General features: G+C 68.7%; 20 protein-coding genes and 1 riboswitch. Of the genes, 8 read left to right on the top strand and 12 right to left on the bottom strand.

Annotation, left to right across the window (positions count from 1 at the left end):
• Positions 1–170 precede the first annotated feature (170 nt).
• The 3 genes from ACSQ3Y_RS01345 to ACSQ3Y_RS01335 all read left to right on the top strand — a co-directional run bounded on the left by ACSQ3Y_RS01345 (position 171) and on the right by ACSQ3Y_RS01335 (position 3,160).
• On the top strand, positions 171–911 hold the full coding sequence (locus ACSQ3Y_RS01345) for a 16S rRNA (uracil(1498)-N(3))-methyltransferase (RefSeq protein ID WP_436176184.1): 741 nt from the start codon (positions 171–173) through the stop codon (positions 909–911).
• Between the two features lie 203 nt (positions 912–1,114).
• Positions 1,115–2,194: a diguanylate cyclase gene (locus ACSQ3Y_RS01340; protein WP_057266935.1), complete on the top strand. Its 1,080-nt coding sequence runs from the start codon at positions 1,115–1,117 to the stop codon at positions 2,192–2,194.
• A 222-nt stretch (positions 2,195–2,416) separates the two neighbouring features.
• Positions 2,417–3,160: an SOS response-associated peptidase gene (locus ACSQ3Y_RS01335; RefSeq protein WP_057266936.1), complete on the top strand. Its 744-nt coding sequence runs from the start codon at positions 2,417–2,419 to the stop codon at positions 3,158–3,160.
• A gap of 16 nt (positions 3,161–3,176) precedes the next feature.
• Here the strand turns inward: ACSQ3Y_RS01335 and trhA are convergent, their stop codons facing one another.
• A complete protein-coding gene (gene trhA, locus ACSQ3Y_RS01330) occupies positions 3,177–3,794 on the bottom strand; it encodes a PAQR family membrane homeostasis protein TrhA (protein ID WP_436176183.1) in 618 nt (205 codons plus the stop codon).
• Between the two features lie 210 nt (positions 3,795–4,004).
• Between trhA and ACSQ3Y_RS01325 the strand changes: the two genes are divergently transcribed.
• On the top strand, positions 4,005–5,177 hold the full coding sequence (locus ACSQ3Y_RS01325) for an MFS transporter (RefSeq protein WP_436176182.1): 1,173 nt from the start codon (positions 4,005–4,007) through the stop codon (positions 5,175–5,177).
• A 1-nt stretch (position 5,178) separates the two neighbouring features.
• On the opposite strand, the gene ACSQ3Y_RS01320 is transcribed toward ACSQ3Y_RS01325, so the two are convergent.
• A complete protein-coding gene (locus tag ACSQ3Y_RS01320; protein ID WP_436176181.1) occupies positions 5,179–6,090 on the bottom strand; it encodes a LysR family transcriptional regulator in 912 nt (303 codons plus the stop codon).
• 141 nt (positions 6,091–6,231) lie between these two features.
• On the opposite strand from ACSQ3Y_RS01320, the gene ACSQ3Y_RS01315 reads away from it, so the two are divergent.
• Together ACSQ3Y_RS01315 and ACSQ3Y_RS01310 are read left to right on the top strand one after the other, a co-directional pair.
• A complete protein-coding gene (locus ACSQ3Y_RS01315; RefSeq protein WP_157412365.1) occupies positions 6,232–7,593 on the top strand; it encodes a M20/M25/M40 family metallo-hydrolase in 1,362 nt (453 codons plus the stop codon).
• Between the two features lie 146 nt (positions 7,594–7,739).
• Complete coding sequence (locus tag ACSQ3Y_RS01310; protein ID WP_057200525.1) at positions 7,740–8,219, top strand: YidB family protein; 480 nt, start codon at positions 7,740–7,742, stop codon at positions 8,217–8,219.
• 51 nt (positions 8,220–8,270) lie between these two features.
• Here ACSQ3Y_RS01310 and ACSQ3Y_RS01305 read toward each other — a convergent pair whose 3' ends face one another.
• The 6 genes from ACSQ3Y_RS01305 to otnI form a co-directional block, all read right to left on the bottom strand.
• Positions 8,271–9,176, bottom strand: a complete 906-nt coding sequence (locus ACSQ3Y_RS01305) for an alpha/beta hydrolase (RefSeq protein WP_057266938.1) — start codon at positions 9,174–9,176, stop codon at positions 8,271–8,273.
• A gap of 189 nt (positions 9,177–9,365) precedes the next feature.
• Positions 9,366–9,887: a TlpA family protein disulfide reductase gene (locus ACSQ3Y_RS01300; protein WP_436176180.1), complete on the bottom strand. Its 522-nt coding sequence runs from the start codon at positions 9,885–9,887 to the stop codon at positions 9,366–9,368.
• Between the two features lie 77 nt (positions 9,888–9,964).
• Positions 9,965–11,455, bottom strand: coding sequence for a M20 family metallopeptidase (locus ACSQ3Y_RS01295; RefSeq protein ID WP_436176179.1), 1,491 nt, complete (start codon positions 11,453–11,455; stop codon positions 9,965–9,967).
• A gap of 69 nt (positions 11,456–11,524) precedes the next feature.
• Positions 11,525–12,751, bottom strand: coding sequence for a GGDEF domain-containing protein (locus tag ACSQ3Y_RS01290; RefSeq protein WP_436176178.1), 1,227 nt, complete (start codon positions 12,749–12,751; stop codon positions 11,525–11,527).
• Positions 12,752–12,843: 92 nt separating this feature from the next.
• Positions 12,844–14,817 (bottom strand): methyl-accepting chemotaxis protein, encoded by a 1,974-nt coding sequence (locus ACSQ3Y_RS01285; RefSeq protein WP_057266942.1) that lies wholly within the window; start codon positions 14,815–14,817, stop codon positions 12,844–12,846.
• A gap of 134 nt (positions 14,818–14,951) precedes the next feature.
• Positions 14,952–15,770 carry a 2-oxo-tetronate isomerase gene (otnI, locus tag ACSQ3Y_RS01280; protein WP_436176177.1) on the bottom strand — a complete coding sequence of 273 codons (819 nt, stop codon included), beginning with the start codon at positions 15,768–15,770 and terminating at the stop codon, positions 14,952–14,954.
• A 97-nt stretch (positions 15,771–15,867) separates the two neighbouring features.
• On the opposite strand from otnI, the gene ACSQ3Y_RS01275 reads away from it, so the two are divergent.
• Both ACSQ3Y_RS01275 and ACSQ3Y_RS01270 read left to right on the top strand, forming a co-directional pair.
• Positions 15,868–16,305, top strand: a complete 438-nt coding sequence (locus tag ACSQ3Y_RS01275) for a MerR family transcriptional regulator (RefSeq protein WP_436176176.1) — start codon at positions 15,868–15,870, stop codon at positions 16,303–16,305.
• Positions 16,306–16,400: 95 nt separating this feature from the next.
• Entirely contained in the window at positions 16,401–17,012 is a 612-nt protein-coding gene (locus ACSQ3Y_RS01270; RefSeq protein ID WP_436176175.1) for an NAD(P)H-dependent oxidoreductase, read from the top strand.
• Here the strand turns inward: ACSQ3Y_RS01270 and ACSQ3Y_RS01265 are convergent, their stop codons facing one another.
• The 4 genes from ACSQ3Y_RS01265 to ACSQ3Y_RS01250 form a co-directional block, all read right to left on the bottom strand.
• Positions 17,013–18,140 carry a glycerophosphodiester phosphodiesterase gene (locus ACSQ3Y_RS01265; protein WP_436176174.1) on the bottom strand — a complete coding sequence of 376 codons (1,128 nt, stop codon included), beginning with the start codon at positions 18,138–18,140 and terminating at the stop codon, positions 17,013–17,015.
• A 96-nt stretch (positions 18,141–18,236) separates the two neighbouring features.
• A complete protein-coding gene (gene metW, locus ACSQ3Y_RS01260; protein WP_057266946.1) occupies positions 18,237–18,821 on the bottom strand; it encodes a methionine biosynthesis protein MetW in 585 nt (194 codons plus the stop codon).
• Positions 18,818–19,948: a homoserine O-succinyltransferase MetX gene (gene metX, locus ACSQ3Y_RS01255; protein WP_057200535.1), complete on the bottom strand. Its 1,131-nt coding sequence runs from the start codon at positions 19,946–19,948 to the stop codon at positions 18,818–18,820. The genes metW and metX overlap by 4 nt, the downstream gene beginning before the upstream one ends.
• A gap of 141 nt (positions 19,949–20,089) precedes the next feature.
• Positions 20,090–20,662 carry a TMEM165/GDT1 family protein gene (locus tag ACSQ3Y_RS01250; RefSeq protein ID WP_057200536.1) on the bottom strand — a complete coding sequence of 191 codons (573 nt, stop codon included), beginning with the start codon at positions 20,660–20,662 and terminating at the stop codon, positions 20,090–20,092.
• Between the two features lie 21 nt (positions 20,663–20,683).
• Positions 20,684–20,862: riboswitch (yybP-ykoY riboswitch) on the bottom strand.
• Positions 20,863–20,981 lie beyond the last annotated feature (119 nt).

The raw sequence follows: 20,981 nt of genomic DNA, 5'->3' as shown, positions 1-20,981 counted from the left end.
GTCGCTTCGCGCCTTCACCCCTCTCTCGCATTGCTGCGCAATGCGCGAGGGGGACGCCCCCAGCGCGGCGGGGCGGCCCTTGCGCGGGGGCACTGGCCTTGGCCGCGCCAGTCTTATGCGTTGCGTGCGGCGCTAAAGGCAACTGATATGCCATTGAAGAGATAACGCACATGCCCCGCTTCCACTGCCCCATCGACCTTGCGCCTGGCGCCGAGATCGACCTGCCCCCGGGCGCCGCCCGCCACGTGCAGGTGCTGCGCCTGCAGCCCGGCGACGCCATCACCCTCTTCCACGGCGGCCAGGACGGCCCCGGCGGCGAATTCGACGCCACCGTGCTGCGCATGGGCCGCAGCGACGTGCGCGTGCAGGTCGGCGCCCACCATGCCATCGAGCGCGAGGCGCCGCGCGCCGTGCACCTGCTGGCCGGTATCACTGCCAACGAGCGCATGGACTGGCTCGTGGAAAAGGCCGCCGAACTCGGCGTGGCCAGCATCACCCCCCTGGTGGCCGAGCGCAGCGTGCTCAAGCTCAAGGGCGAGCGCGCCGACAAGAAAATCGCCCACTGGCAGGCCGTGGCCGTGGCCGCCTGCGAGCAGTGCGGGCGCAACCGGGTGCCCATGGTGCACGGTGCGGTGGATCTGGGCGCCTGGGTGCGGGCGCAGGCCCAGCCAGGCACCCCGGGCTCGGCGCAGCGCCTGCTGCTGTCGCTGCGGGCGGGCACTGTGCCCTTGCATACCGGGGCGGCAGGCGCAGGTCCCGTGGTGTTTCTGTCGGGCCCCGAAGGCGGGTTGAGCCCAGCCGAGGAGAACCTGGCGCTGCAGCACGGCTTCGCCCCCGTCACCCTCGGCGCGCGCGTGCTGCGGGCCGAGACGGCGCCCCTGGCGGCCCTGGCCGCGCTCACGATCGCCTGACCCAGGCGCGGATGCGACACAAAAACTCCCCGCCCGGGAAGCCCCGCCGGTAAAATCCCGGCCAGCGCCGCTGGCCAGCGCGCCCAACCCGGGCGACGTGCCCTTGGCAGGAGAGGCAGGCCACCTTGCACAAACCCACCCACTGGCGGCGGCTGGTGGGCTCCTTCCTTCCCACTGACCGTCGGCAGCGCACGATAGGCAGCATGGCCTTGCTCGCGCTGCTGCTCATGATCGGCAGCTCGGGCGTGATGCTCATGCTCGCGCATGCGGGCATGACCGCCCACGAAGAGGCGGTCCAGTGGTGGGCCGCCATTTCGGTGGGCGGCCTCATGGTGATGACGGCCATGGTCTTCAGCGGCTGGTCCGCGCGCCTGCCCGATCCCTCGCTCACCATGGCCCAGATGGCCTGGACCATCACCAGCGGTGCTGTGGCCTACGTGCTCGCGGGCAATGCGCGCGGTGTGGTGCCTGCCGTGCTGGCCATGATCCTGTTCTTCGGCACCTTCGGCCTGACGCTGGCGCAGGTCGTGGGCATCGGTGCCTATGCCCTGCTGACCTTTGTCGTGGCGGTTGCTGCGGCAGCCCGGTTCAATGCCGGAACCTACGGCGTGGTGGACACGGCCTATGCGCTCATGGTGCTGCTCGTGCTGGGGGGCTCGATCGCGCTGAACCTGCGCATCCAGAACATCCGCCAGCGCCTGCGCCAGCAGCGCGAGGCCCTGGCCCAGGCGCTGGCCGAAAACCGCGAACTGGCCATGCGCGACGAACTCACGGGCCTGCTCAACCGCCGCGCCATGGTGGACCTGATGCTGCTGGAGCAGCGGCGCAGCCTGCGCAGCGGCCGCCCCCTGCTGCTGGCGCTGCTGGACATCGACCATTTCAAGCCCATCAACGACCTGCACGGCCACTCCACGGGTGACCGGGCCCTGCAGGCCTTCACCGCCGCCGTGCGCGCCAGCGTGCGCGATACCGACGTGCTCGCCCGCTGGGGCGGCGAAGAGTTCGTGCTCATGCTCTGCGACACCCGGCTCGATGATGGGCACGAGCTGCTGGAGCGCGTGCGCGCTGCGGTGGCGGGGCTGCAGGTGCTGCATGTGCCCGAGGCGGTGCACTTCACCGTGTCGGCCGGGCTGGCCCAGCACCTGCCCGACGAGACCATCGAGCACACGCTGGAGCGGGCCGACCAAGCGCTCTACACCGCCAAGGCCCTGGGGCGCGACCGGGTAGCGGTGGCTCCGGGTCATCGGCATACGGCAGCTTCGGCAGGGCACGCACGGTCCTGAGAGGCTGAGAATCTTTCGTCCGTGCCCGCCTTGCACGCCAAAACACCCCGGCTCGTCGTTGCAAATGCTCGCCATAGCACGAGCTATGGCTGTGCTTTGCGCCTAGATCCGAGGCGTTTTGGCGCGCCCCCCGGTCACGGCCAAAAAATTCCCAGCCTCTGAGCCCCGCCGCTGGATAGCTTCGGGGCCGCTTGGGGTGCACTGCGCGGGTACCATCGCCGCATGAGCACTTACTACGAAACCTTGCAGAACGCCAGCGCCTACCCCGAATCCTTCGGAGTGGAGTCACCCGCCGTGCTGGGCGAGCGGCATCTGTGGCCGCGCAAGAACGGGTTTTTCATCCGCGCTGCTGCAGAGGCGGTCGACGAGGTTGCGCCGGTGGTCGCAAGCGAAGGACTGGCCGAAGCCCCGCCCAGCCGCGCCGCGCGGCGCCGCGAACTGGTGCCCGCGCAGTGGGGCTTGGTGCCGCACTGGGTCAAATCGGCGTCCGATGGCAAGCTGCGTGCACCCAAGCTGGCGCATGCCAAGTCCGATACCGCTTCCACCGGCACGGCGTTCCGCGACGCCTGGCTCAACGGCCAGCGCTGCATCGTGCCCATGTTGGCCTTCTACGAAGACGACTTTCGCCCCGGCAAGGCCGTTCCCACCCGCATCACGCGGGTGGACGGCAAGCCCATGGGTGTGGCGGGCCTGTGGGCGCGCTGGCAGGGGCCGGATGGCGAAGTGCTGCTCAGCTACGCGCTGCTCACGGTGAATGCCAACAACCACGCCCTCATGCACCGCTACCAGCAGCCTGGCAGCGAAAAGAGCATGCCCGCCATCCTCAACGAAGGCGCCTACGACGCCTGGCTCAGCGCACGGCAGGAAAAGGCCAAGGAATTCATGCGCCAGTACCCGGCCCAGTGGCTCACCGCCAATCCGCTGGAAAAGAAGGCCGACAAGGTTCCGAAGGGCTGGCTGGAATAGCCAGCGGCCGTGTGCGCTAGGCCACGTAGAGCAGCACCGTGACGAAGTGGCAGATGCTGCCGCCCAGCACGAACAAATGCCACAGCCCGTGGCCGTGGCGAACCTTGTGGTCGGTGGCGTAGAAGACGATGCCCAGGGTGTAGCAGGCGCCGCCCGCCAGCAGCCAGCCGAAGCCGGCGGGGGTGAGTGCCTCCCACAGCGGCACCACGGCCACCAGGGCCAGCCAGCCCATCAGCACATAGATCACCAGCGAGAGCACGCGTGCGCCCTTGGCCAGCCAGATCTCCTGCGCGATGCCCAGCAGGGCCAGGCCCCAGACGACCCCCAGCAGCGACCAGCCCCAGGCGCCGCGCAACGAGACCAGCGCAAACGGCGTGTAGCTGCCCGCGATCAGCAGGTAGATGCTGCAGTGGTCTACCTTCTGCAGGATCTCCTTGGCGCGCCCGCGCACGCTGTGGTACGCGGTGGATGCCGTGTACAACGCCACCAGCATGGCCCCGTAGATGCTGAAACCCACGATCTTCCACGGGTCGCCCAGCCGCGCGGCCAGCGCCACGAGCACTGCCGTGCCGGCCACGGCCAGGGCGGCGCCCACCAGGTGGCTGATGCTGTTGAAACGTTCTCCGTGGTACATCCGGTCATCCTTGCAATGCATGCAGCGCCACAGGCCAGCCGTGCATGGCCCACCATACACAATCCGTGCCACGCAGGGGCTCCAATCCCTGTGCAACGTCCGGGCACTCCTGTTGGTGCACATGCACAGCCGCTGGCGCGCCTGCCAGGGATTTCGATGTGCACAATGGGCGCCTCCTTCCCCTGCCTCGCGCCCGGCGCCCCCGTCTGCATGAACAAGAACCTCTGGCTGCTGGCCCTGTGCCAGGGCCTTTTCCTGACCAACAATGTCGTCTTCATCGCCATCAACGGGCTCGTGGGCCTGCAGCTGGCGCCCTATGGCTGGATGGCCACGCTGCCGGTGATGGGCTACGTGGTGGGCGGCGCGCTGTCCACGGCGCTGGTGGCGGCCACGCAGGCGCGCTGGGGGCGCAAGGTGTCGTTCCAGATCGGGCTGGCCGTGGCCGTGCTGTCGGCCGCGCTGTGTGCCTGGGCCGCGTTCAGCGCGCAGTTCTGGCTGCTGTGCGCGGCCACCGTGGTGGCCGGCTACTACAGCGCCAACGGCCAACTCTACCGCTTTGCGGCCGCAGAGCTGGCCGTGCCGGCCTACCGTGAGAAGGCCGTCTCCCTGGTGCTGGCGGGTGGCCTGCTGGGCGCCGTGGCCGGCCCCAACCTGGCCAGTGCCACGCGCCTGCTGTTCCCGGTGCCGTTTGCCGGCGCCTACGTCGCGCTCATGGGTGTGGCACTGCTGGCCATGGCCTGCATGTCGGCTATCCGCTTCGCGCCGCCGCCCGTTGTGCTCGACGCCGCAGGCCAGCCGCAACAGGGCCGGCCTCTGGCCGAGCTGATGCGCCAGCCCGCCTTCGTGGTGGCCATCCTGGGCGCCGCGCTGGGCTATGGCGTGATGAACCTGCTGATGGCGGCCACGCCGCTGGCCATGCAGGTGTGCGGCTTTGCCTTCGACCAGGCCGCGCTGGTGCTGGAGTGGCATGTGATCGGCATGTTCGCGCCGGGCTTCTTCACGGGCCACCTGATCAAGCGCCTGGGTGTGTTGCCCGTGATGGGCACGGGCGTGCTGCTGAACTTCGCCTGTGTGGCCGTGGCGCTGTCGGGGGTGGAGCTGCACCACTTCGGCATTGCCCTGTTCATGCTGGGCGTGGGCTGGAACTTCCTGTTCACGGGCGCCACCACGCTGGCCATGACGGCCTACCGGCCCGAGGAGAAGGACCGCGCCCAGGCCGCCATCAACTTCTGCGTGTTCGCGACGCTGGCGGTGAGTGCCTTCTCGTCGGGCGTGCTGGTCACCACCCAGGGCTGGACGCTGCTCAACGCGGGCTCGCTGGTACCCATCATGGTCACGGGTGCAGGCCTGGCGTGGCTGGCCGTGCAGCGCCGCAGCGCATGAATCAGGGTGCCGTGACGGGCACTTGCGCAGCCACGGCCTGCGTGAGCCAGTGGACAAAGGCCTGGACGGCGCGCTCCTGCGCCCGTTCGCGCGCGACGAACAGGCTGTAGCCGCGCAGGCCACTGTCCTCGAAAGGGTGGGCCAGGGCCAGGTCGCCCGATTGCAGTTCACGCTCCACGAAGTAACGCGGTACCAAGCCCACCCCCAGGTCCGCGCGCACCGCCTCGACGAGCATGGAGAACAGATCGAACCGATGCCCGCCCAGGCTGTGCGCCGGCGTGTGGGTAACGCCCGCGTGGGCGAACCAGTCGTCCCAGGCGCCCAGGCGCGAGCTGAGCTGCAGCAACGGCACGGCGCTGAAATCGCCGCGCTCCATGGCACGCCGGTGGCGCGACCCTGGCGCGCACACGGCTACGCAGGCCTCGCGCAGCAGGGGCTGCTGCAGGGCGCCGGGCCAGGCCGCGTCGTCGTATTGCACGGCCACGTCGAACGGGATCTCGGCCATGTAGGTCTGCGTGGGGTAGACCTGCAGGTGCACGCTGCAGGCCGGCTCCTCGGCCAGGAAGGTGGGCAGGCGCGGCAGCAGCCAGCGCTCGGCGAACACCGGCACGCAGCCCACCTGCAGGCTGGTGCCGTCGGCGCGCTGGGCCATGGCCTCGCGCGTGTGGTTCTGCAGGCGCAGCAGGTCTCCCACGATCTGCGCGTGGTAGCGTCGGCCCACTTCGGTCAGCTCGGTGCCGCGCGCGCTGCGCCGCACCAGTTGCAGGCCCAGCTGGCCCTCGAGCTGGCGCAGCTGCTGGCTCACCGCGCTGTGGGTCAGGAACAGCTCCTGGGCGGCCTTGCCCACGCCATGGTGGCGCGCCACGGCGTCGAAGATGAGCAGGGCGCGGGTGCTGGGGATATGGCGGTGCATGTAAGAAAAGCTGACGAGTAGGTAGATTAAAGCAGAGCCGAAAGCGGCGCTGCGGCCCAACAATTGCTCCGTTGCAGTGTGCCGCTTGTCGTCTGCCAGGTGGTCCGCGTTCTTGTAGTTTCGTCAATTTTCCTTTCCATCATGATCCAGACCCGTACCCCCCGTTTCGCCTTCGCGGCCAGCGCCGTTGCCCTGTCCGTCGCCACCCTGCTGGGCGGTGCGGCCCATGCCCAGGCCGTCGCCCCCACGCCTACCCAGTTGCGCCCCGCCGTGGACCAGGCCTACACCCAGCTCATGGCCGCCCCGCAGATCCAGAAGCTGCTCGAGGCCGTCAAGGCCGACCACGAGCGCTCGATCGGCGACCTGAAGCTGCTCACCGAGATCGAGGCGCCGCCCTTCAAGGAGCAAAAGCGCGCTGAAGCCTTCCTCACCCGGCTGAAGGCGCTGGGGCTCACCGATGCGGCCATCGACGCCGAAGGCAACGTGGTCGGCGTGCGCAAGGGCACGGGCCAGGGCCCCAAGCTGGTGATCTCGGCCCATATGGACACGGTGTTCCCGGCGGGCACCGACGTGAAGGTCAAGGAGCGCGACGGCCGCCTGTATGCGCCCGGCATCTCCGACAACACGCGCGGCCTGGCCGTGTTGCTGTCCTGGCTCAAGGTGCTCAACGACAACCGCATCGCCACCGTGGGCGACCTGGTGTTCGTGGGCAACGTGGGCGAGGAGGAACTCGGTAACCTGCGCGGCATGAAGCACCTGTTCGCCGAGCACCTGGACATCGACGGCATGGTGGCCCTGGAGCCCGCCCCGGACGGCACCGTTCTGGTGCTCGGCACGGGCAGCCACCGCCACGAGGTCACCTTCAAGGGCCCGGGCGGCCACAGCTATGCCGCCTTCGGCCAGGTGCCGAGCGCCATCCACGGCATGGGCCGGGCGATTGCCAAGATCTCCGAGATCCGCACGCCGACCTCGCCCAAGACCACCTTCACCGTGGGCACGGTGGGCGGCGGCACTTCTGTGAACACCATCGCCCCCGAGGCGCGCATGGCCGTGGACATCCGCTCCGACGCGATGGAGCCGCTGCTGGCCACCGAAAAGCAGGTGCTGGCAGCCGTGGACGCGGCCGTGGCGGAGGAAAACCAGCGCTGGGGCGTGACCACGCTGAGCGCGTCCAGCAAGCTGATCGGCGACCGCCCAGGCGGCCGCACCCCGGTGGATGCGATCCTGGTCGAGGCCGCCGTGCGCTCCAACACGGCGTTCGGCCACAAGACGGTGCTCAGCGGTGCCAGCACCGACGCCAACGTGCCCATGTCCCTGGGCATCCCGGCCATCGTGATCGGTGGCGGCGGCAAGACCGGGGGCTTTCACGCGCTGTCGGAATGGATCGACATGACCGATGCCTGGAAGGGTGCGCAGAACTCGCTGGTCACCGTGCTCGGCCTGGTCGGTGTGCAGGGCATCAGCCAGCCCCTGCTCGAAAAGCGCCCTGCGCGCACCAAGTGAGTCCGCAGGCTTGCGGTCTCCTATCGACCGGCGGCCCTCAGTAGGACAATTCACCATTGTTGACACCAGGGCCTGCCCTGGCCTGCGTACCATCTCCGGGTGGCGGGCTGCTTCGGCCCTGCCCTGACTTTTTTCAGGAGATCACCATGGGTTTGCTCGATTCAGTGCTGGGCGCTGTCATTCAGAACGCGTCGCAGGGCCATGGCGGTGCTTCGGCCGCGCAAGGCGGTGGTGGCCTGGGCGGGCTGGTGGCGCTGGCCGCACAGAATCCGCAGCTCATCCAGGCGGTGCTGTCGCTGGTGAGCAATGACGGCCCGGTGGGTGGCTTGCCCGGCCTGATGGCCAAATTCCAGCAGGCCGGGCTGGGCGACATGATCGCCTCGTGGCTCGGCTCTGGCACCAACCAGGCCATCTCGGGCGACCAGCTCTCGCGCGTGCTCGGCTCCGGCCCGCTGTCGCAGGTGGCATCGCAGCTGGGCGTGGGCCAGTCGGATGCGGCGAACCAGCTGGCGCAGGTGCTGCCGGGGCTGCTCGACCAGCTCACGCCGCAGGGCCATGCGCCCCAGGGCGGCCTGGGCCACAGCAGCGACCTGTTCGGCATGCTCGGCGGCCTGCTGAGCAAGTAAGCCGCACGCAGGAATCACCGGGGCTGGTCTACAGGCCCTGGCCGATCACGTTCAGGCGACGGAAGCGAGCCGGCCCCGGGTGGCCGCGTTGTTGGCGCGTGCCGGGCAGCGCATGTCCAGCCACTGGCGCAGGGTCTCGAACACGGGGGCAGCCAGATCGGAGCGCTCGTTGAACAGCTCGTGGTACAGCGGTTCGAAACAGCGCGACTGCACCCGGGCGCTGGGTGCGGCGGCCGCAAAGGCGCGGCTGCCAGCGGGGTTCACCAGCCTGTCGCTGCCGGCCCACATCAGCAGGGTCGGCACTTTCCACTGGGCCGCTGCGGCCACGGTGGCCGGGCCGCCGTCGGCAATGAAGCGCGCCAGGCGCGCACTGATGCGGTCATGGCACAGTGGGTCTGCCAGGTAGGCGACCGGCACGGCATTGTCGTGCGAGAGGTACTGCGCATCCAGGCCGTTGCCCACGCGCAGGTTGGGTGCCAGGCGCGGCAAGGTGGCCAGCAGCAGCTTTTGCACCGCGCCCAGGCCCGGGTCCAGCGCCGGGGACGACAGCACCAGCGCATCCACGGGCCGCACGCCGAGTGCGACGAAGCGCGAGGCCACCAGCCCGCCCATGCTGTGGCCCAGCAGCACCAGCGGCAAGCCCTCGGGGGTGCGGGCGCGCACAGCGTCCACCATGTCGGCCAGGTCGTCGAGCAGCCGGCTGTCGGTGGTGAGCCCGCCGCGCGGGCCACTCGATTCGCCGTGGCCGTACTGGTCGTAGCCGCGCACGGCAAAGCCCCAGCCCCCCAACTGCCGCGCCAGCGCGTCGTAGCGGCCCACATGCTCCCCCAGGCCATGCACCAGCAGCACGGTGCCCCGCTGGGCCTGGCCCGGTGGCAGCGGCCAGTCCTGGACGGCCAGATTCTCCCCGTCGCTGGCGGTGAAGGTGGTCAGGGTGGAGGGAGCGGGTTCGGTCATCGGACAGGGCGGCAGAAGTGAGCGTCGTGGCCCGGGGGCGGACAGGAAAGGTTCGTGCAGGCAACAATCTGCCGCATGCAGGCATCGTGACGGGGCCGTGCAGCGCCGTCAATGGATTTCATGCAGGGCCAGACCCGGCAGGTCCGGGCCATGGCGAGTACCCAACGGTTCAGGGCGTGTTAACAGGCCCTAGTTCAGCGAGATCCAGAGGTCGTCCCAATCGGTGGGCTGGAAACTGCCCTCGCGCCGCAGCACCTGCTGGTGCTGGCGGTTGAGCACATAGTGCGTGGGCCTGCGCGTGATGGCTCCGAAGCTGTCCTGGTGGCCTGGGGCGTTGCGCCAGGCGATGGGAAAGCGCTGCTCCGCCGGCACGGACACCTTGAGCAGGTCGATGTACTGCATGAAATCCGCGCTCTTGTCGTCCAGGTTCACCCCCAGCAGCACGAAGTCGCGCTGGCGGTTGTTGGTGTAGAACTCGCGCATCAGGCGCAGCTCGTTGACGCACAGGGCGCAGCCGGCGGTGAAAAAGCTCACTAGGCAGACCTTGCCCTTGAAGTCGGACAATATGACCGGCTTGCCATCGCTGCCGGTGCCTGACAGCTGGTGCTGCGCACCCTTTGCCGGCACGGGTGCGGGCTGCGCCCAGGCACCCAGCTGGGTGGATGCCAGGGCCGATGCGGTGAAGGTCTGTAGAAAAGCGCGTTTGTCCATCATCAGGGCCTGCAACAGGGAAGCGGTAAACCGGCGCCCCGCCAAGGCAGGGCGCAGGAGGAAAGACTCTCAGCCTCTCAGGCCGGGGTGGCTGGCGCAGCCTGCTCGGCGGCCATGGCCGCGATCACGTGGGCCACCGATGCCGTGAGGCGCTTGGCATACGGCACATGCAGGAACTCGTTGGGGCCGTGGGCATTGCTCTTGGGGCCGAGCACGCCGCAGACCATCATCTGCGCCTGAGGGAAGCCTTCGCTGAGCATGTTCATGAGCGGGATGGTGCCACCCTGGCCGATGTAGCCGCAGGGCGCGCCGAAGTGCGCCTCTGATGCCTCGTTGAGCGCCCGCTCGAACCAGGGAGTGGTGGCCGGGGCGTTCCAGCCCGTGGCACCGCCGCCGTGGTCGAAGGTGACCCGGGCCTGGTAGGGGGCGTTGTCCTCCAGCAGTGTCTTGAGCTCCTGTACGGCCTGGGCCGCGTCCACCAGCGGGGGCAGGCGCAGGCTGAGCTTGAAGGCGGTGTAGGGGCGCAGCACATTGCCCGCGTCCTGAAGGGCCGGAAAGCCTTCGGCGCCGGTCACGCTGAGCGTGGGTGTCCAGGTGCGGTTGAGCAGGGCCTGCAGCGGGTCGGTGGTGGTGGGCAGCGCGAAGGCGGTGGAGCCGCCGCAGTCGTAGTGTGCCCAGGGGAAGCGCCTGTACACCTCCTCGCCCAGGATGGCGGCCGTGGCGCGGGCCTGGGCCAGGCGGTCCGCTGGCACCTCGCAGTGGAAGCTGGCGGGCAGCAGGCGGCCGGTGGCGCTGTCTTCCAGCCGGTCGAGCACCTGGCGCATGATGCGGAACGACGAGGGCACCAGGCCCGAGGCGTCGCCCGAGTGGATGCCTTCGGTCAGCACCTCGACCTTGAGCGTGCCGCTGGCCATGCCGCGCAGGCTGGTGGTGAGCCACAACTGGTCATAGTTGCCGGCGCCCGAGTCCATGCAGACCACCAGCGCCACGTCGCCCATGCGGGTCTTCAGGGCGTTGATGTAGGGCAGCAGGTCGCCCGAGCCGCTTTCCTCGCAGGTCTCGATCAGGCCCACGATGCGCGGGTGCGGCACGTTCTGGCGCTTGAGCTCCTGCACGGCGGCAATGCTGGCGTACACCGCATAGCCGTCGTCGGCGCCGCCGCGGCCGTAGAGCTTGCCGTCCTCGTACTTGGGCGTCCAGGGGCCCAGGTCGTTGCGCCAGCCCGAGAACTCGGGCTGCTTGTCCAGGTGGCCATACATCAGCACGGTCTGGGCCGAGGCGGGCGCGGTGGCGTCGATCTCGAAGAACAGCACGGGGGTACGGCCTGCCAGGCGCACGATCTCCAGGCGCAGGCCGGCCACCTTCTGGGCTTCGACCCAGGTGGCGGCATTGCGCACCACGGTGTCGAGCAGGCCCAGCTCGGCCCAGTCGGGGGCAAAGCCGGGCGACTTGGCGGGGATGGCGATGTAGTCGGTGAGCTGGCGCAGGATGTCGGTGTCCCACGCCTGACTCACCCGCTCAAGCGCCAGTGCGGGTTGCAGGGCGTGGGGGGGGACGCGGGCGTTCATGGTGGTGTTCCTCTGGCGGGATGGGATGAAACCGACATTCCAACACAACGCGCGCCAGCGCGCCACGGGTCAGTATTCAGACGTTGGCAGCGTCTCGGGATTGGAGTCGAGCGAGGAGGGTGACGAGGGCGGGTGCAGGGCCAAGGCCGCCTCCACCCGGTTGCGCCCGAGCTCCTTGGCCCGGTACAGGGCCCGGTCGGCGGCCGAGATCAGCATGTCCCAGCTGTCGCCCGGCTCGAGCCGGCCGCCGAAGACGCCAATGCTCACCGTGACGCTGATGTCCTTGCCCTCGTGCCGGTAGCGCGCGCCGGACACCGACTCGCACAGCTGGCGCGCCACCTGGTGGGCGCCGATCAGGTCGGTGTCGGGCAGCACCACGAGGAATTCCTCGCCCCCATAGCGGCTCACCAGGTCCTGTGATCGCAGGCGCTCGCGCAGCAGGTTGACCACGTGGCACAGCACCTGGTCGCCCACGGGGTGGCCGTAATGGTCGTTGACGCGCTTGAAGTGGTCGATGTCCACCATCATCACCGAGATGGATTCGCGCGTGCGCACCGCGCGCGCCACGTCGCGGTCCAGCGCCGAGATGGCCGCGCGCCGGTTGGCCACGCCGGTCAGGGGGTCCAGCGCCGCCAAGCGGCGGTTGTTCTCGTCTGCCCGGTCCCGGGCCATGAAGATGAAGCCCATGGTGGCCACCATCAGCTCGATGAAGGTGGTGCTGAAGGTCAGCGTCTGCACGCCGCTGGACTGCATGATGCCGGTGGCCGGATCGTCGCTGCCGCCGATCACGGCCACGCGCACCAGGAACACCAGCGCCTGCAGGGCCAGGACCGCCATGACCAGCCAGGCGCCGCGGCCGGGCGTGGACCCGCGTCGCGAGAACAGGATCCACAGCGCCCACAGGTTCAGCGCCCCCAGCAGCAGCCCGGCCAGCACCACGCGCGCGGCATAGTCGTCGATGAACCAGGCCATGCCGGCGGCCATGAGCACCGGCGCGACCGCCATGGTGGGCCAGGGCAGCGGCCGGCCCTGGAATTGCAGCAGGGCTGCCGCCAGGCAGGTGAACATGCAGCTGAGCAGCACATTGCCCAGCACGATGGACAGCAAGGCATGGATGTGGCCGCGCGATGCGAACAGGGCATAGGCCATGGCATTGAGCAGCAGGCCCAGGGCCCACAGCTCCACCCCTTCGCGGCGCTTGCCCCAGGTCACGACGGCCATCGCCAAGGCAGCCGCCAGCGATGACAGGATGATCATCACCAGCATGGTGGGCACGTCGGCAGTGAAGGGAACCATGGCGCTTAGTCGGGACGGGCGGCAAAGGCCGCAGGGAGTTCAGGATAAACGATGGTGCCGCCCACTCCCGTCAGAAAAAGTGCCGGCCACGCCTACTGCAGGGCGGGCACCTCCACCGCCGACAGGCCCAGTGCCGGCACGCCCGAGAGCTTGAATACCTGCACCGCGCCGGCCAGCCGGGTGGCCTGTTCGCGCAGGCTGTGCGCGGCGGCGGCCGATTCCTCGACCAGGGCGGCGTTCTGCTGCGTCATCTGGTCGAGCTGGTTCACGGCGGTGTTGACCTGGCCGATGCCGTCCGACTGCGCGCCCGAGGCGGCCGTGATCTCGCCGATGATGTGGCCCACGCGCTGCACCGAGCCCACGATCTCGTCCATGGTCGTGCCCGCGTTGTGCACCAGTCGCGCGCCCGATTCGACGCGCTCCACCGAGGCGTTGATCAGTTGCTTGATCTCCTTGGCCGCGTCCGCGCTGCGTCCGGCCAGGCTGCGCACCTCGCTGGCCACCACGGCAAAGCCCCGGCCCTGCTCGCCGGCGCGGGCCGCTTCCACGGCGGCATTCAGCGCCAGGATGTTGGTCTGGAAGGCAATCGAGTCGATCACGCCGATGATGTCGGCGATCTTGCGCGAACTCTGGTTGATCTCGCCCATGGTGGTCACCACCTCGCCCACCACCTGCCCGCCGCGCGCGGCCACTTCGGCGGCGGTGTTGGCCAACTGGTTGGCCTGGCGCGCGGCATCGGCCGACTGGCGCACGGTGGTGGTCAGATGGTCCATGCTCTGGGCCGTCTGCGCCAGGCTGCTGGCCGTGGCCTCGGTGCGGGCCGACAGGTCCTGGTTGCCGCTGGCGATCTCGGCGCTGGCGGTGCCGATGCTGTCCACGGCGGTGCGTACCTGCTGCAGCATCTGCGTGTAGCGCTGGCGCATGCCCTCGACCTCCTGCACCAGCGCACCGATCTCGTCGCGCCGCGTGGTGTGGAACACCTGCGTCAGGTCGCCCTGCGCCACCAGGGTGATGGCCTGGGTCAGGTCGCGCAGCGGGCGGCTCACGCCGCGGCGCAGCATCAGGAACAGGCCCACGGCCAGCAACGCCACGGCCACCGCCATCAGCGCCCACACGGCCAGGGTCACGCGGCGCTGGCCGGCCATGGCCTCCCCGTAGGGCACCTCGGCCACCACCCACCAGCCGCCAGCGGTCTTGCGCACCAGGGCGAAGGGGTCCTCTGCGCCTTGGCCCAGCAGCGGCACGGCCTCGCGCACATAGCCGTCCTGCGAGGCGGCCAGCGCCTCCAGGAACGGGCCGGCCTGGGGGTAGGCCTCCAGCACGCGCTTGCCGCCGGCGCTCGGGTGGTAAACGAACTGGGCCTTGTCCAGCCCGGCGCCGGGGTTCACCACGTAGGTGCCGCCATGCTCGAAGAAGCGCGTCTGCGCGACCTGCTTTTGCAGCATGGTATGGAACACGCTGATGTCGTTGCCGATGAACAGCACGGCGGTGACCTTGCCGGCACCGTCCTTGGTCGGCAGGTAGTGGCCCATGTAGGGCTTGCCGCCCACCACCGTGACGCCGGTGTAGGGCTCGCCCTTGCTCACGGCCGCATAGGCCGGGTCGGTGCGCGCCAGTGGCGTGCCCTGCTGGCGCTCGCCCTTGTCGTTCTTGACCGAGGTGGTGATGCGCATGAACTCCTCGCCCTTGCGCGCGAACACGGTGGCGATGCCCCCGGTCTCATTGGCGAACTTGTCCACCGAGCCATAGTCCTCGTTGACCAGCGCGCCGTAGCTGCGCAGCTCGCCGGTGGCCTCGTCCAGGTGCATGGCTGCGTCGAAGTAGCGCTGAAAGCCCTTCATCGTGAGCTGCACCAGTTCGCGGTTGGTGTTGTCGGCTGCGTCCAGCGACTGGGCCACGCTCTGCGCGGTGTCGCCCACGCTGGCGATCAATTGGGCGCGCGTGTTGCGCTCGGTCAGCACGGCGATGGCCAGGCCCACGAGCACCATGACCAGCGCCACCAGGGCAATGGCCATGAGCGTGACCTGGCGTGCGACGGAACGGTTGTTGGCAAGGGGGGCTGACACGGGGTTTGTCTCCTGAAAGTGAATGCGCATTGCCGGCTGTGCCGGTCTGCGTTCACTCTAAGCCCGAGTGCCTGTTACATTTATTCACGCATTCCCTTACGCAGAGCTGCGTACCACACCTGCTTAGCCGGGAGTCAGTGGCCTGATTGCGTCCTCTCAAGCCATCCGAGGCCTTCGGAGGTGCCGGCGGCCGGCCGGTACTCGCAGCCCACCCAGCCGGCGTAGCCCAGGCTGTCGATCAGGTCGAACAGGTAAGGGTAGTGCAGCTCGCCCCGGTCGGGCTCCTGGCGCTCGGGCACGCCCGCCACCTGCAGGTGCGACACGCGGCCCGTGGGCAGGTAGCGGCGCAGCTTGCTGGCCACGTCGCCCTCCACGATCTGGCAGTGGTACAGGTCCATCTGCACCTTGAGGTTGTCCATCTGCGCCGCGTCGAGCAGCTCATGCGCATGGTCCTGGCGATTCAGGAAGTAGCGCGGCATGTCGCGCAGGTTGATCGGCTCGATCAGGATCTCGCGCCCGCTCTTCGCAGCCTCGGCCGCCGCCCAGCGCAGGTTGTCCACGCACAGGCCCTTGAGCGATTCGCGCTCCACCCCGGCCGGCACCATGCCCGAGAGCACATGGATGCGTGGGCAGCCCAGGGCGTCGGCATATTCCAGCGCCTCCTGCACACCACGGCGGAACTCCGCTTCGCGCCCCGGGATCGCCGCCGTGCCGCGCGCCTGCTGCTCCCAGGCCGTGGCCATGCTGGCGCGGTCGGTGCCGCTGGGCGGGGCGTTGAGCAGCACCATCGCCAGGCCGTTGTCGGCCAGCCGCGCCGCCAGCTCGGTCGGGGCGAAGGCATAGGGAAACTGGCATTCCACCGCGGCAAAGCCGTCGCGCGCGGCGGCGGCAAAACGCGCGAGGAACGGCAGCTCGGTGTACATCAGGCTCAGGTTGGCGGCGAACTGGGGCATGGTGGTGGGCAAAAGGTGGAAGGCCGGACGTGCGTAGGCTACTATTTTGCGGTGGAGCCATCCCCTCCATCGCCCATCCCCTTCAGGAACCGCCCCCATGCGCATCGGAGAACTTGCCCAACGCACCGGCACCACGCCCAAGGCCATCCGCCTGTACGAGGCGCGCGGCCTGCTGGGCACGGTGGCGCGCGATGGCAGCTACCGCCACTACAGCGAGGGCGACGTGGCGCGTGTGCAGCTCATCCGCCAGGCGCAGGGTCTGGGGTTCAGTCTGGCGCAGCTGGAGGGCCTGTCCGACCTGCACAGCAGCGCTGGTTGGGCACGCATGGCCGGTCTGCTGGCGCAGCGGCGCGTGGCGCTGGCCCGGGAGATGGCGCGCCTGGCAGTGCTCGACGGACAGCTGGCGGCACTGGAGGCCGAGTTGTACGCCTGCGATGCCATGGCAGTCCCCGCCACGCCGCAGGCCTGCGCCGCGCCGGATGTGCCCATGGGCCCATTGCGCCAATTGGTCCCCGTGGGCCACGCCACCGCCTGACGCCGCTTCTTTCCGGAAAGCCTGATCCCGCTGCTTGACTCTGCCCCGTGGGGCAAGGTGAACATGGGGAACTCAACCACTTTTAGGGAGTTCTCGTGGCGCAACGCATTCTGGTCATCCTTGGCCACCCTGCCCTCAACAGCCTGTGCGCAGGCATGGCGACCGCCTACGCCGAGGGCGCGCAGGCCGCCGGCGCCGAAGTGCGGCGGCTGGACCTGTCCACCCTGCACTTCGACCCCCTGCTGCAGGCCGGGTACCGGGGCGAGCAGCCCCTGGAGCCCGACCTGCTGGCTGCCCAGGCCGACATTACCTGGGCCGAGCACCTGGTCTGGGTCTACCCCATCTGGTGGGGCGCCATGCCGGCGCTGTTGAAGGGTTTCATCGACCGGGTCTTTTTGCCCGGGTATGCCTTCAAGTACCGCCAGGGCTCGTCGCTGTGGGACAAGCTGCTGGCGGGCCGCACGGCCGAGTTGCTGGTGACCATGGACTCGCCGCCCTGGTACTTCCGCTGGGTCACGCACATGCCGGGGCACCACCAGATGAAGAAGGCCATCCTGGAGTTTTGCGGCATCCGGCCGGTCAAGGTGCGCAGCTTCGGCCCGGTGCGCACGGCCGATGCGAAACGCCTGGGCGCATGGGTGGCGCAGGCGCGCGCCCTGGGTGCGCGGCATGGCGGCCGCGCGCCGACTGCCGACACGGCGTCCTGATTATTTCCCGGTGAACGCCTGCACGGCGGCGCGGCCTACGGCCGAGTCGTCGGTAAAGAAGCCGTCCACGCCCGCGCGCAGGTAGGCAGTGATCTCGGCCACGCTGTCACCTCGCGCATTGGCGTCGCTGGACGGGGCCTTGCGCAGGCTGGCGGGCAGGAAACTGTTCTCGGGCCGCAGGGTCCAGATATGCACTGCCAGGCCCGCCGCGCGAGCGTTGGCCACCAGTGCCGTGGGCTCGCCGAGGGCACCGTCCTTCACTGGCACCACCAGTGTCTTGTAGGGGCCGACGGCATTGGCGTAGGTCGCCACTTGCCTGAGGCCCTCGGCCGTGACCAGGTCGGCATAGCTGCGCGTGTTGGCAGCGCCCTGGGCGACAAAGTCGTAAGGCCGGCCTGAGGGCGCCACCAACTGCACCAGGCGCACCGTGCTCAGCTTGCGGATGGCCTGCAGGTTGGCCACCTCGAAGGATTGCACGAACACCGGCGCGTCCTTGTGGTTCCAGCCGTTCTTTTCGAGCACGGCAAGCAGCGGTGCTTCCAGCGGCTGGCCGATGGACTGGAAGTAGGTCGGGTGCTTGGTCTCCGGGTAGATGCCGATGGTGCGGCCGGTCTTGGCGCTCTGCGCCTTGGCCAGGTCGATCACCTCCTGCAGCGTGGGGATCTCGAACTGGCCGTTGTAGGCCACGTTGGCCGGGCGCTGCGCCGGGATGCGCTCGCGCGCGCGCAGGGTCTTGAGCTCGGCCAGCGTGAAGTCCTCGGTGAACCAGCCGGTGATGGCCTGGCCGTCGATGCTGCGCGTGGCCTTGCGCGCCGCGAACTCGGGGCGGTCCACCACGTCGGTGGTGGCCTCTTTCACCGAGCCGTCGGGGTTGAGGATGGCGATGGCGTTCTCGTGCCGGGCCACGAGCACGCCGTCCTTGGTGATCACCAGGTCGGGTTCGATGATGTCCGCGCCATCGTCGATGGCCTTCTGGTAGGCCGCCAGCGTGTGCTCCGGGCGCAGCGCCGAGGCGCCGCGGTGCGCGATCACCGTGGGGGTGGGCGGCCAGGCCTGCTGGGCGGCGGCGCCCAGGGCCAGGGTGGCCATGGCGGCAGCGAGAAAGGTTTTCAGGGGGGCGAGGTGCATGGGGTTCTCCGGGGCGGTTGTCGCAAGCCCCGCACCATAAACCCCTTGCGTGACGCGCGCATGGCGCCCCGCCCGGTGCGGGCTTGGACCAGGTTCTCAGGCGTGCTCGAAGTGGAACACCGCCGTGCCCGCCATCACGTTGGGCAGCACGCGCACCTCGCGCCCATCCTGCAGCCCGAAGGATTCGAGCACGCGCAACTCGTTCTTGTGCGCCAGCACCTCGAAATCCTTGTAGGTGCCCACGCGGATGTTGGGCGTGTCGTACCACTGGTAGGGCAGGCGCCGCGTGACCGGCATGCGCCCGCGCAAGATGGACAGGCGGTTGGGCCAGTGCGCGAAATTGGGGAAGGCGACGATGCCGGTGCGGCCCACGCGCGCCGTCTCGCGCAGCATCACCTCGGCGTTGCGCAGGTGCTGCAGTGTGTCGATCTGCAGCACCACGTCGAAGCTGTTGTCGCCGAACATGGCCAAGCCCTCGTCCAGGTTGAGCTGGATCACGTCCACCCCGCGGCGCACGCAGGCCAGCACGTTGGCGTCGGCGATCTCGATGCCGTAGCCGCTGCAGCCGCGCTCGCGCTGCAGGTAGGACAGCATGGCACCATCGCCGCAGCCCAGGTCGAGCACGCGCGAACCTGCGGGTACCAGGCGCGCCAGCGCCTGCATGGTGGCTTTCTCGGTCATGCGTGGTGCTCCTTGGCAATGGCGTCGAAATACGAGCGCATGGTGTCCATGTAGCGCGGGTCGTCGAGCAGGAAGGCGTCGTGCCCGTGCGGCGCGTCGATCTCGGCGTAGCTCACGCGGCGGCGGTTGTCGAGCAGGGCCTTGACGATCTCGCGGCTGCGCTGGGGCGAAAAGCGCCAGTCGGTAGTGAAGCTGATGAGCAAAAACTTCGCCGTGGCGCGGGCCAGCGCCTGCGTGAGGCTGCCGCCGTACTGCAGCGCCGGGTCGAAATAGTCGAGCGCGCGCGTGATCAGCAGGTAGGTGTTGGCGTCGAAATACTCGCTGAACTTGTCGCCCTGGTAGCGCAGATAGCTCTCGATCTGGAACTCGATGTCCTGCGTAGAGTATTTGGGCGTGAGGCCTTCGCGCAGCTGGCGTCCGAACTTCTCGTTCATCACGTCGTCGCTCAGGTAGGTGATGTGGCCGATCATGCGCGCGATGCGCAGGCCGCGCTGCGGGATCACGCCGTGGCGGTAGAAGTGGCCACCGTGGAAGTCCGGGTCGGTGACGATGGCGCGGCGCGCCACCTCGTTGAAGGCGATGTTCTCGGCCGTGAGATTGGGCGCGCTGGCCACCACCACGGCATGGCGCATGCGGTCGGGGTACTGCAGCGTCCAGCCCAGGGCCTGCATGCCACCCAGGCTGCCGCCCAGCACGGCGGCCAGCTGGGTGATGCCCAGCCGGTCGAGCAGGCGGGCCTGGGCGTTGACCCAGTCCTCAACCGTCACCACCGGGAAATCGGCGCCATAGACCTCGCCCGTGTCCGGGTGGGTGTGCATGGGGCCGGTGGAGCCGAAGCACGAACCCAGGTTGTTCACGCCGATCACGAAGAAGCGGTTGGTGTCCACCGGCTTGCCCGGGCCGATCATGTTGTCCCACCAGCCCTCGCTGCGCGGCTGGCCTTCATAGACGCCGGCCACGTGGTGCGAGGCGTTCAGGGCGTGGCAGACCAGCACGGCGTTGGAGCGCTCGGCGTTGAGCGTGCCGTAGGTTTCGTAGGCCAGCACGTAGTCGCGGATGGATGCACCGCTCTGCAGCGGCAGCACCTCCTCGAAACGCATGGACTGGGGTGTGGCAATGAACGACATAAAAAAAACCCGGCATCGCTAAAAACGAGGCCGGGGTTTGGGTGTCGGTCGGGTCTTTAGCAGAATTTATAAAGCGCCCGCAAGCTATGGCAAATCGGCGCAGGACCGAATATACCAAAGCCGGGCGCTGGCCGCACCCCCTCAGGAAGAGGCCAAGGGTGCGAACAGCGCGATGCCGCCCAGGACCAGGAAGATGCCTGCGGACACCAGGTGCACCGCACGGATCGGCACGCGCCGTGTGATGCGCTCGCCCAGCCACACCACGGGGGCATTGGCCAGCATCATGCCGAGCGTGGTGCCCATCACCACCCACAGGTAGGCGTTGTACTGGGCGGCGAGCATCACGGTGGCGATCTGCGTCTTGTCACCCATCTCGGCCAGGAAGAAGGCGATCAGCGTGGTGCCGAAGACGCCCCAGCGCGGGGTGCCACCGGTCTCTTCCTCGTCGAGCTTGTCGGGGATCAGCATCCAGATGGCCATGGCGATGAAGGATGCGCCCAGGATCCAGCGCAGCATCTGCGGTCCCAGCATGGTGGTGACCCAGGCGCCCAACGCGCCGGCCAGGCCGTGGTTGGCCAGCGTGGCGACCAGAATTCCGAGGACGATGGGCCAGGGTTTGCGGAAACGGGCAGCGAGTACCAGTGCCAGCAGTTGGGTCTTGTCGCCCATCTCGGCAAGGGCGACGATGGCGGTCGAAACGAAGAAGGCTTCCATGGGGTGGGGTCAATCCGGCCGGATTGTTATGAGACGCACATTGACTGCACCCCGACTCCGGCCATTGGATCGGCATGCAGTCAATGGTCTCGCCCAGCTCAAGAACCGCATGCGCCATAGGTTTCAAGGAACCCAAGTATGTTGACGCATGCCCCCGGCGCATGTTGCGACCGGGCGGGCTACTCCCCAAAGACGCTGTGATTGTATACGAATCTAAGGTGAAACCCTGCCCACCCCCGGTGGATAAAAAGCAGGCCTTCGGAGCGTTTGCTGAAATAAAACCCCACAAGCGACAAAAGTGATTAATAATGACCTCGCT

The sequence above is a fragment of the Acidovorax sp. LjRoot66 genome (assembly GCF_964253305.1).
In the GTDB taxonomy this organism is placed as follows: Bacteria; Pseudomonadota; Gammaproteobacteria; order Burkholderiales; family Burkholderiaceae_C; genus Acidovorax.
This window is presented reverse-complemented; position numbering and strand designations above follow the sequence as displayed.

What these genes read in the sequence shown, in the direction of transcription:
- ACSQ3Y_RS01345 (WP_436176184.1), top strand. Translation starts at nt 171, where the DNA reads ATGCCCCGCTTCCACTGCCCCATCGACCTTGCGCCTGGCGCCGAGATC.
- ACSQ3Y_RS01295 (WP_436176179.1), bottom strand. Translation starts at nt 11,455, where the DNA reads ATGAACGCCCGCGTCCCCCCCCACGCCCTGCAACCCGCACTGGCGCTT.
- metX (WP_057200535.1), bottom strand. Translation starts at nt 19,948, where the DNA reads ATGTCGTTCATTGCCACACCCCAGTCCATGCGTTTCGAGGAGGTGCTG.
- otnI (WP_436176177.1), bottom strand. Translation starts at nt 15,770, where the DNA reads ATGCCCCAGTTCGCCGCCAACCTGAGCCTGATGTACACCGAGCTGCCG.
- ACSQ3Y_RS01300 (WP_436176180.1), bottom strand. Translation starts at nt 9,887, where the DNA reads ATGGACAAACGCGCTTTTCTACAGACCTTCACCGCATCGGCCCTGGCA.
- ACSQ3Y_RS01290 (WP_436176178.1), bottom strand. Translation starts at nt 12,751, where the DNA reads ATGGTTCCCTTCACTGCCGACGTGCCCACCATGCTGGTGATGATCATC.
- ACSQ3Y_RS01265 (WP_436176174.1), bottom strand. Translation starts at nt 18,140, where the DNA reads ATGCACCTCGCCCCCCTGAAAACCTTTCTCGCTGCCGCCATGGCCACC.
- ACSQ3Y_RS01335 (WP_057266936.1), top strand. Translation starts at nt 2,417, where the DNA reads ATGAGCACTTACTACGAAACCTTGCAGAACGCCAGCGCCTACCCCGAA.
- ACSQ3Y_RS01310 (WP_057200525.1), top strand. Translation starts at nt 7,740, where the DNA reads ATGGGTTTGCTCGATTCAGTGCTGGGCGCTGTCATTCAGAACGCGTCG.
- ACSQ3Y_RS01305 (WP_057266938.1), bottom strand. Translation starts at nt 9,176, where the DNA reads ATGACCGAACCCGCTCCCTCCACCCTGACCACCTTCACCGCCAGCGAC.
- ACSQ3Y_RS01320 (WP_436176181.1), bottom strand. Translation starts at nt 6,090, where the DNA reads ATGCACCGCCATATCCCCAGCACCCGCGCCCTGCTCATCTTCGACGCC.
- metW (WP_057266946.1), bottom strand. Translation starts at nt 18,821, where the DNA reads ATGACCGAGAAAGCCACCATGCAGGCGCTGGCGCGCCTGGTACCCGCA.
- ACSQ3Y_RS01275 (WP_436176176.1), top strand. Translation starts at nt 15,868, where the DNA reads ATGCGCATCGGAGAACTTGCCCAACGCACCGGCACCACGCCCAAGGCC.
- ACSQ3Y_RS01250 (WP_057200536.1), bottom strand. Translation starts at nt 20,662, where the DNA reads ATGGAAGCCTTCTTCGTTTCGACCGCCATCGTCGCCCTTGCCGAGATG.
- ACSQ3Y_RS01325 (WP_436176182.1), top strand. Translation starts at nt 4,005, where the DNA reads ATGAACAAGAACCTCTGGCTGCTGGCCCTGTGCCAGGGCCTTTTCCTG.
- trhA (WP_436176183.1), bottom strand. Translation starts at nt 3,794, where the DNA reads ATGTACCACGGAGAACGTTTCAACAGCATCAGCCACCTGGTGGGCGCC.
- ACSQ3Y_RS01315 (WP_157412365.1), top strand. Translation starts at nt 6,232, where the DNA reads ATGATCCAGACCCGTACCCCCCGTTTCGCCTTCGCGGCCAGCGCCGTT.
- ACSQ3Y_RS01340 (WP_057266935.1), top strand. Translation starts at nt 1,115, where the DNA reads ATGGCCTTGCTCGCGCTGCTGCTCATGATCGGCAGCTCGGGCGTGATG.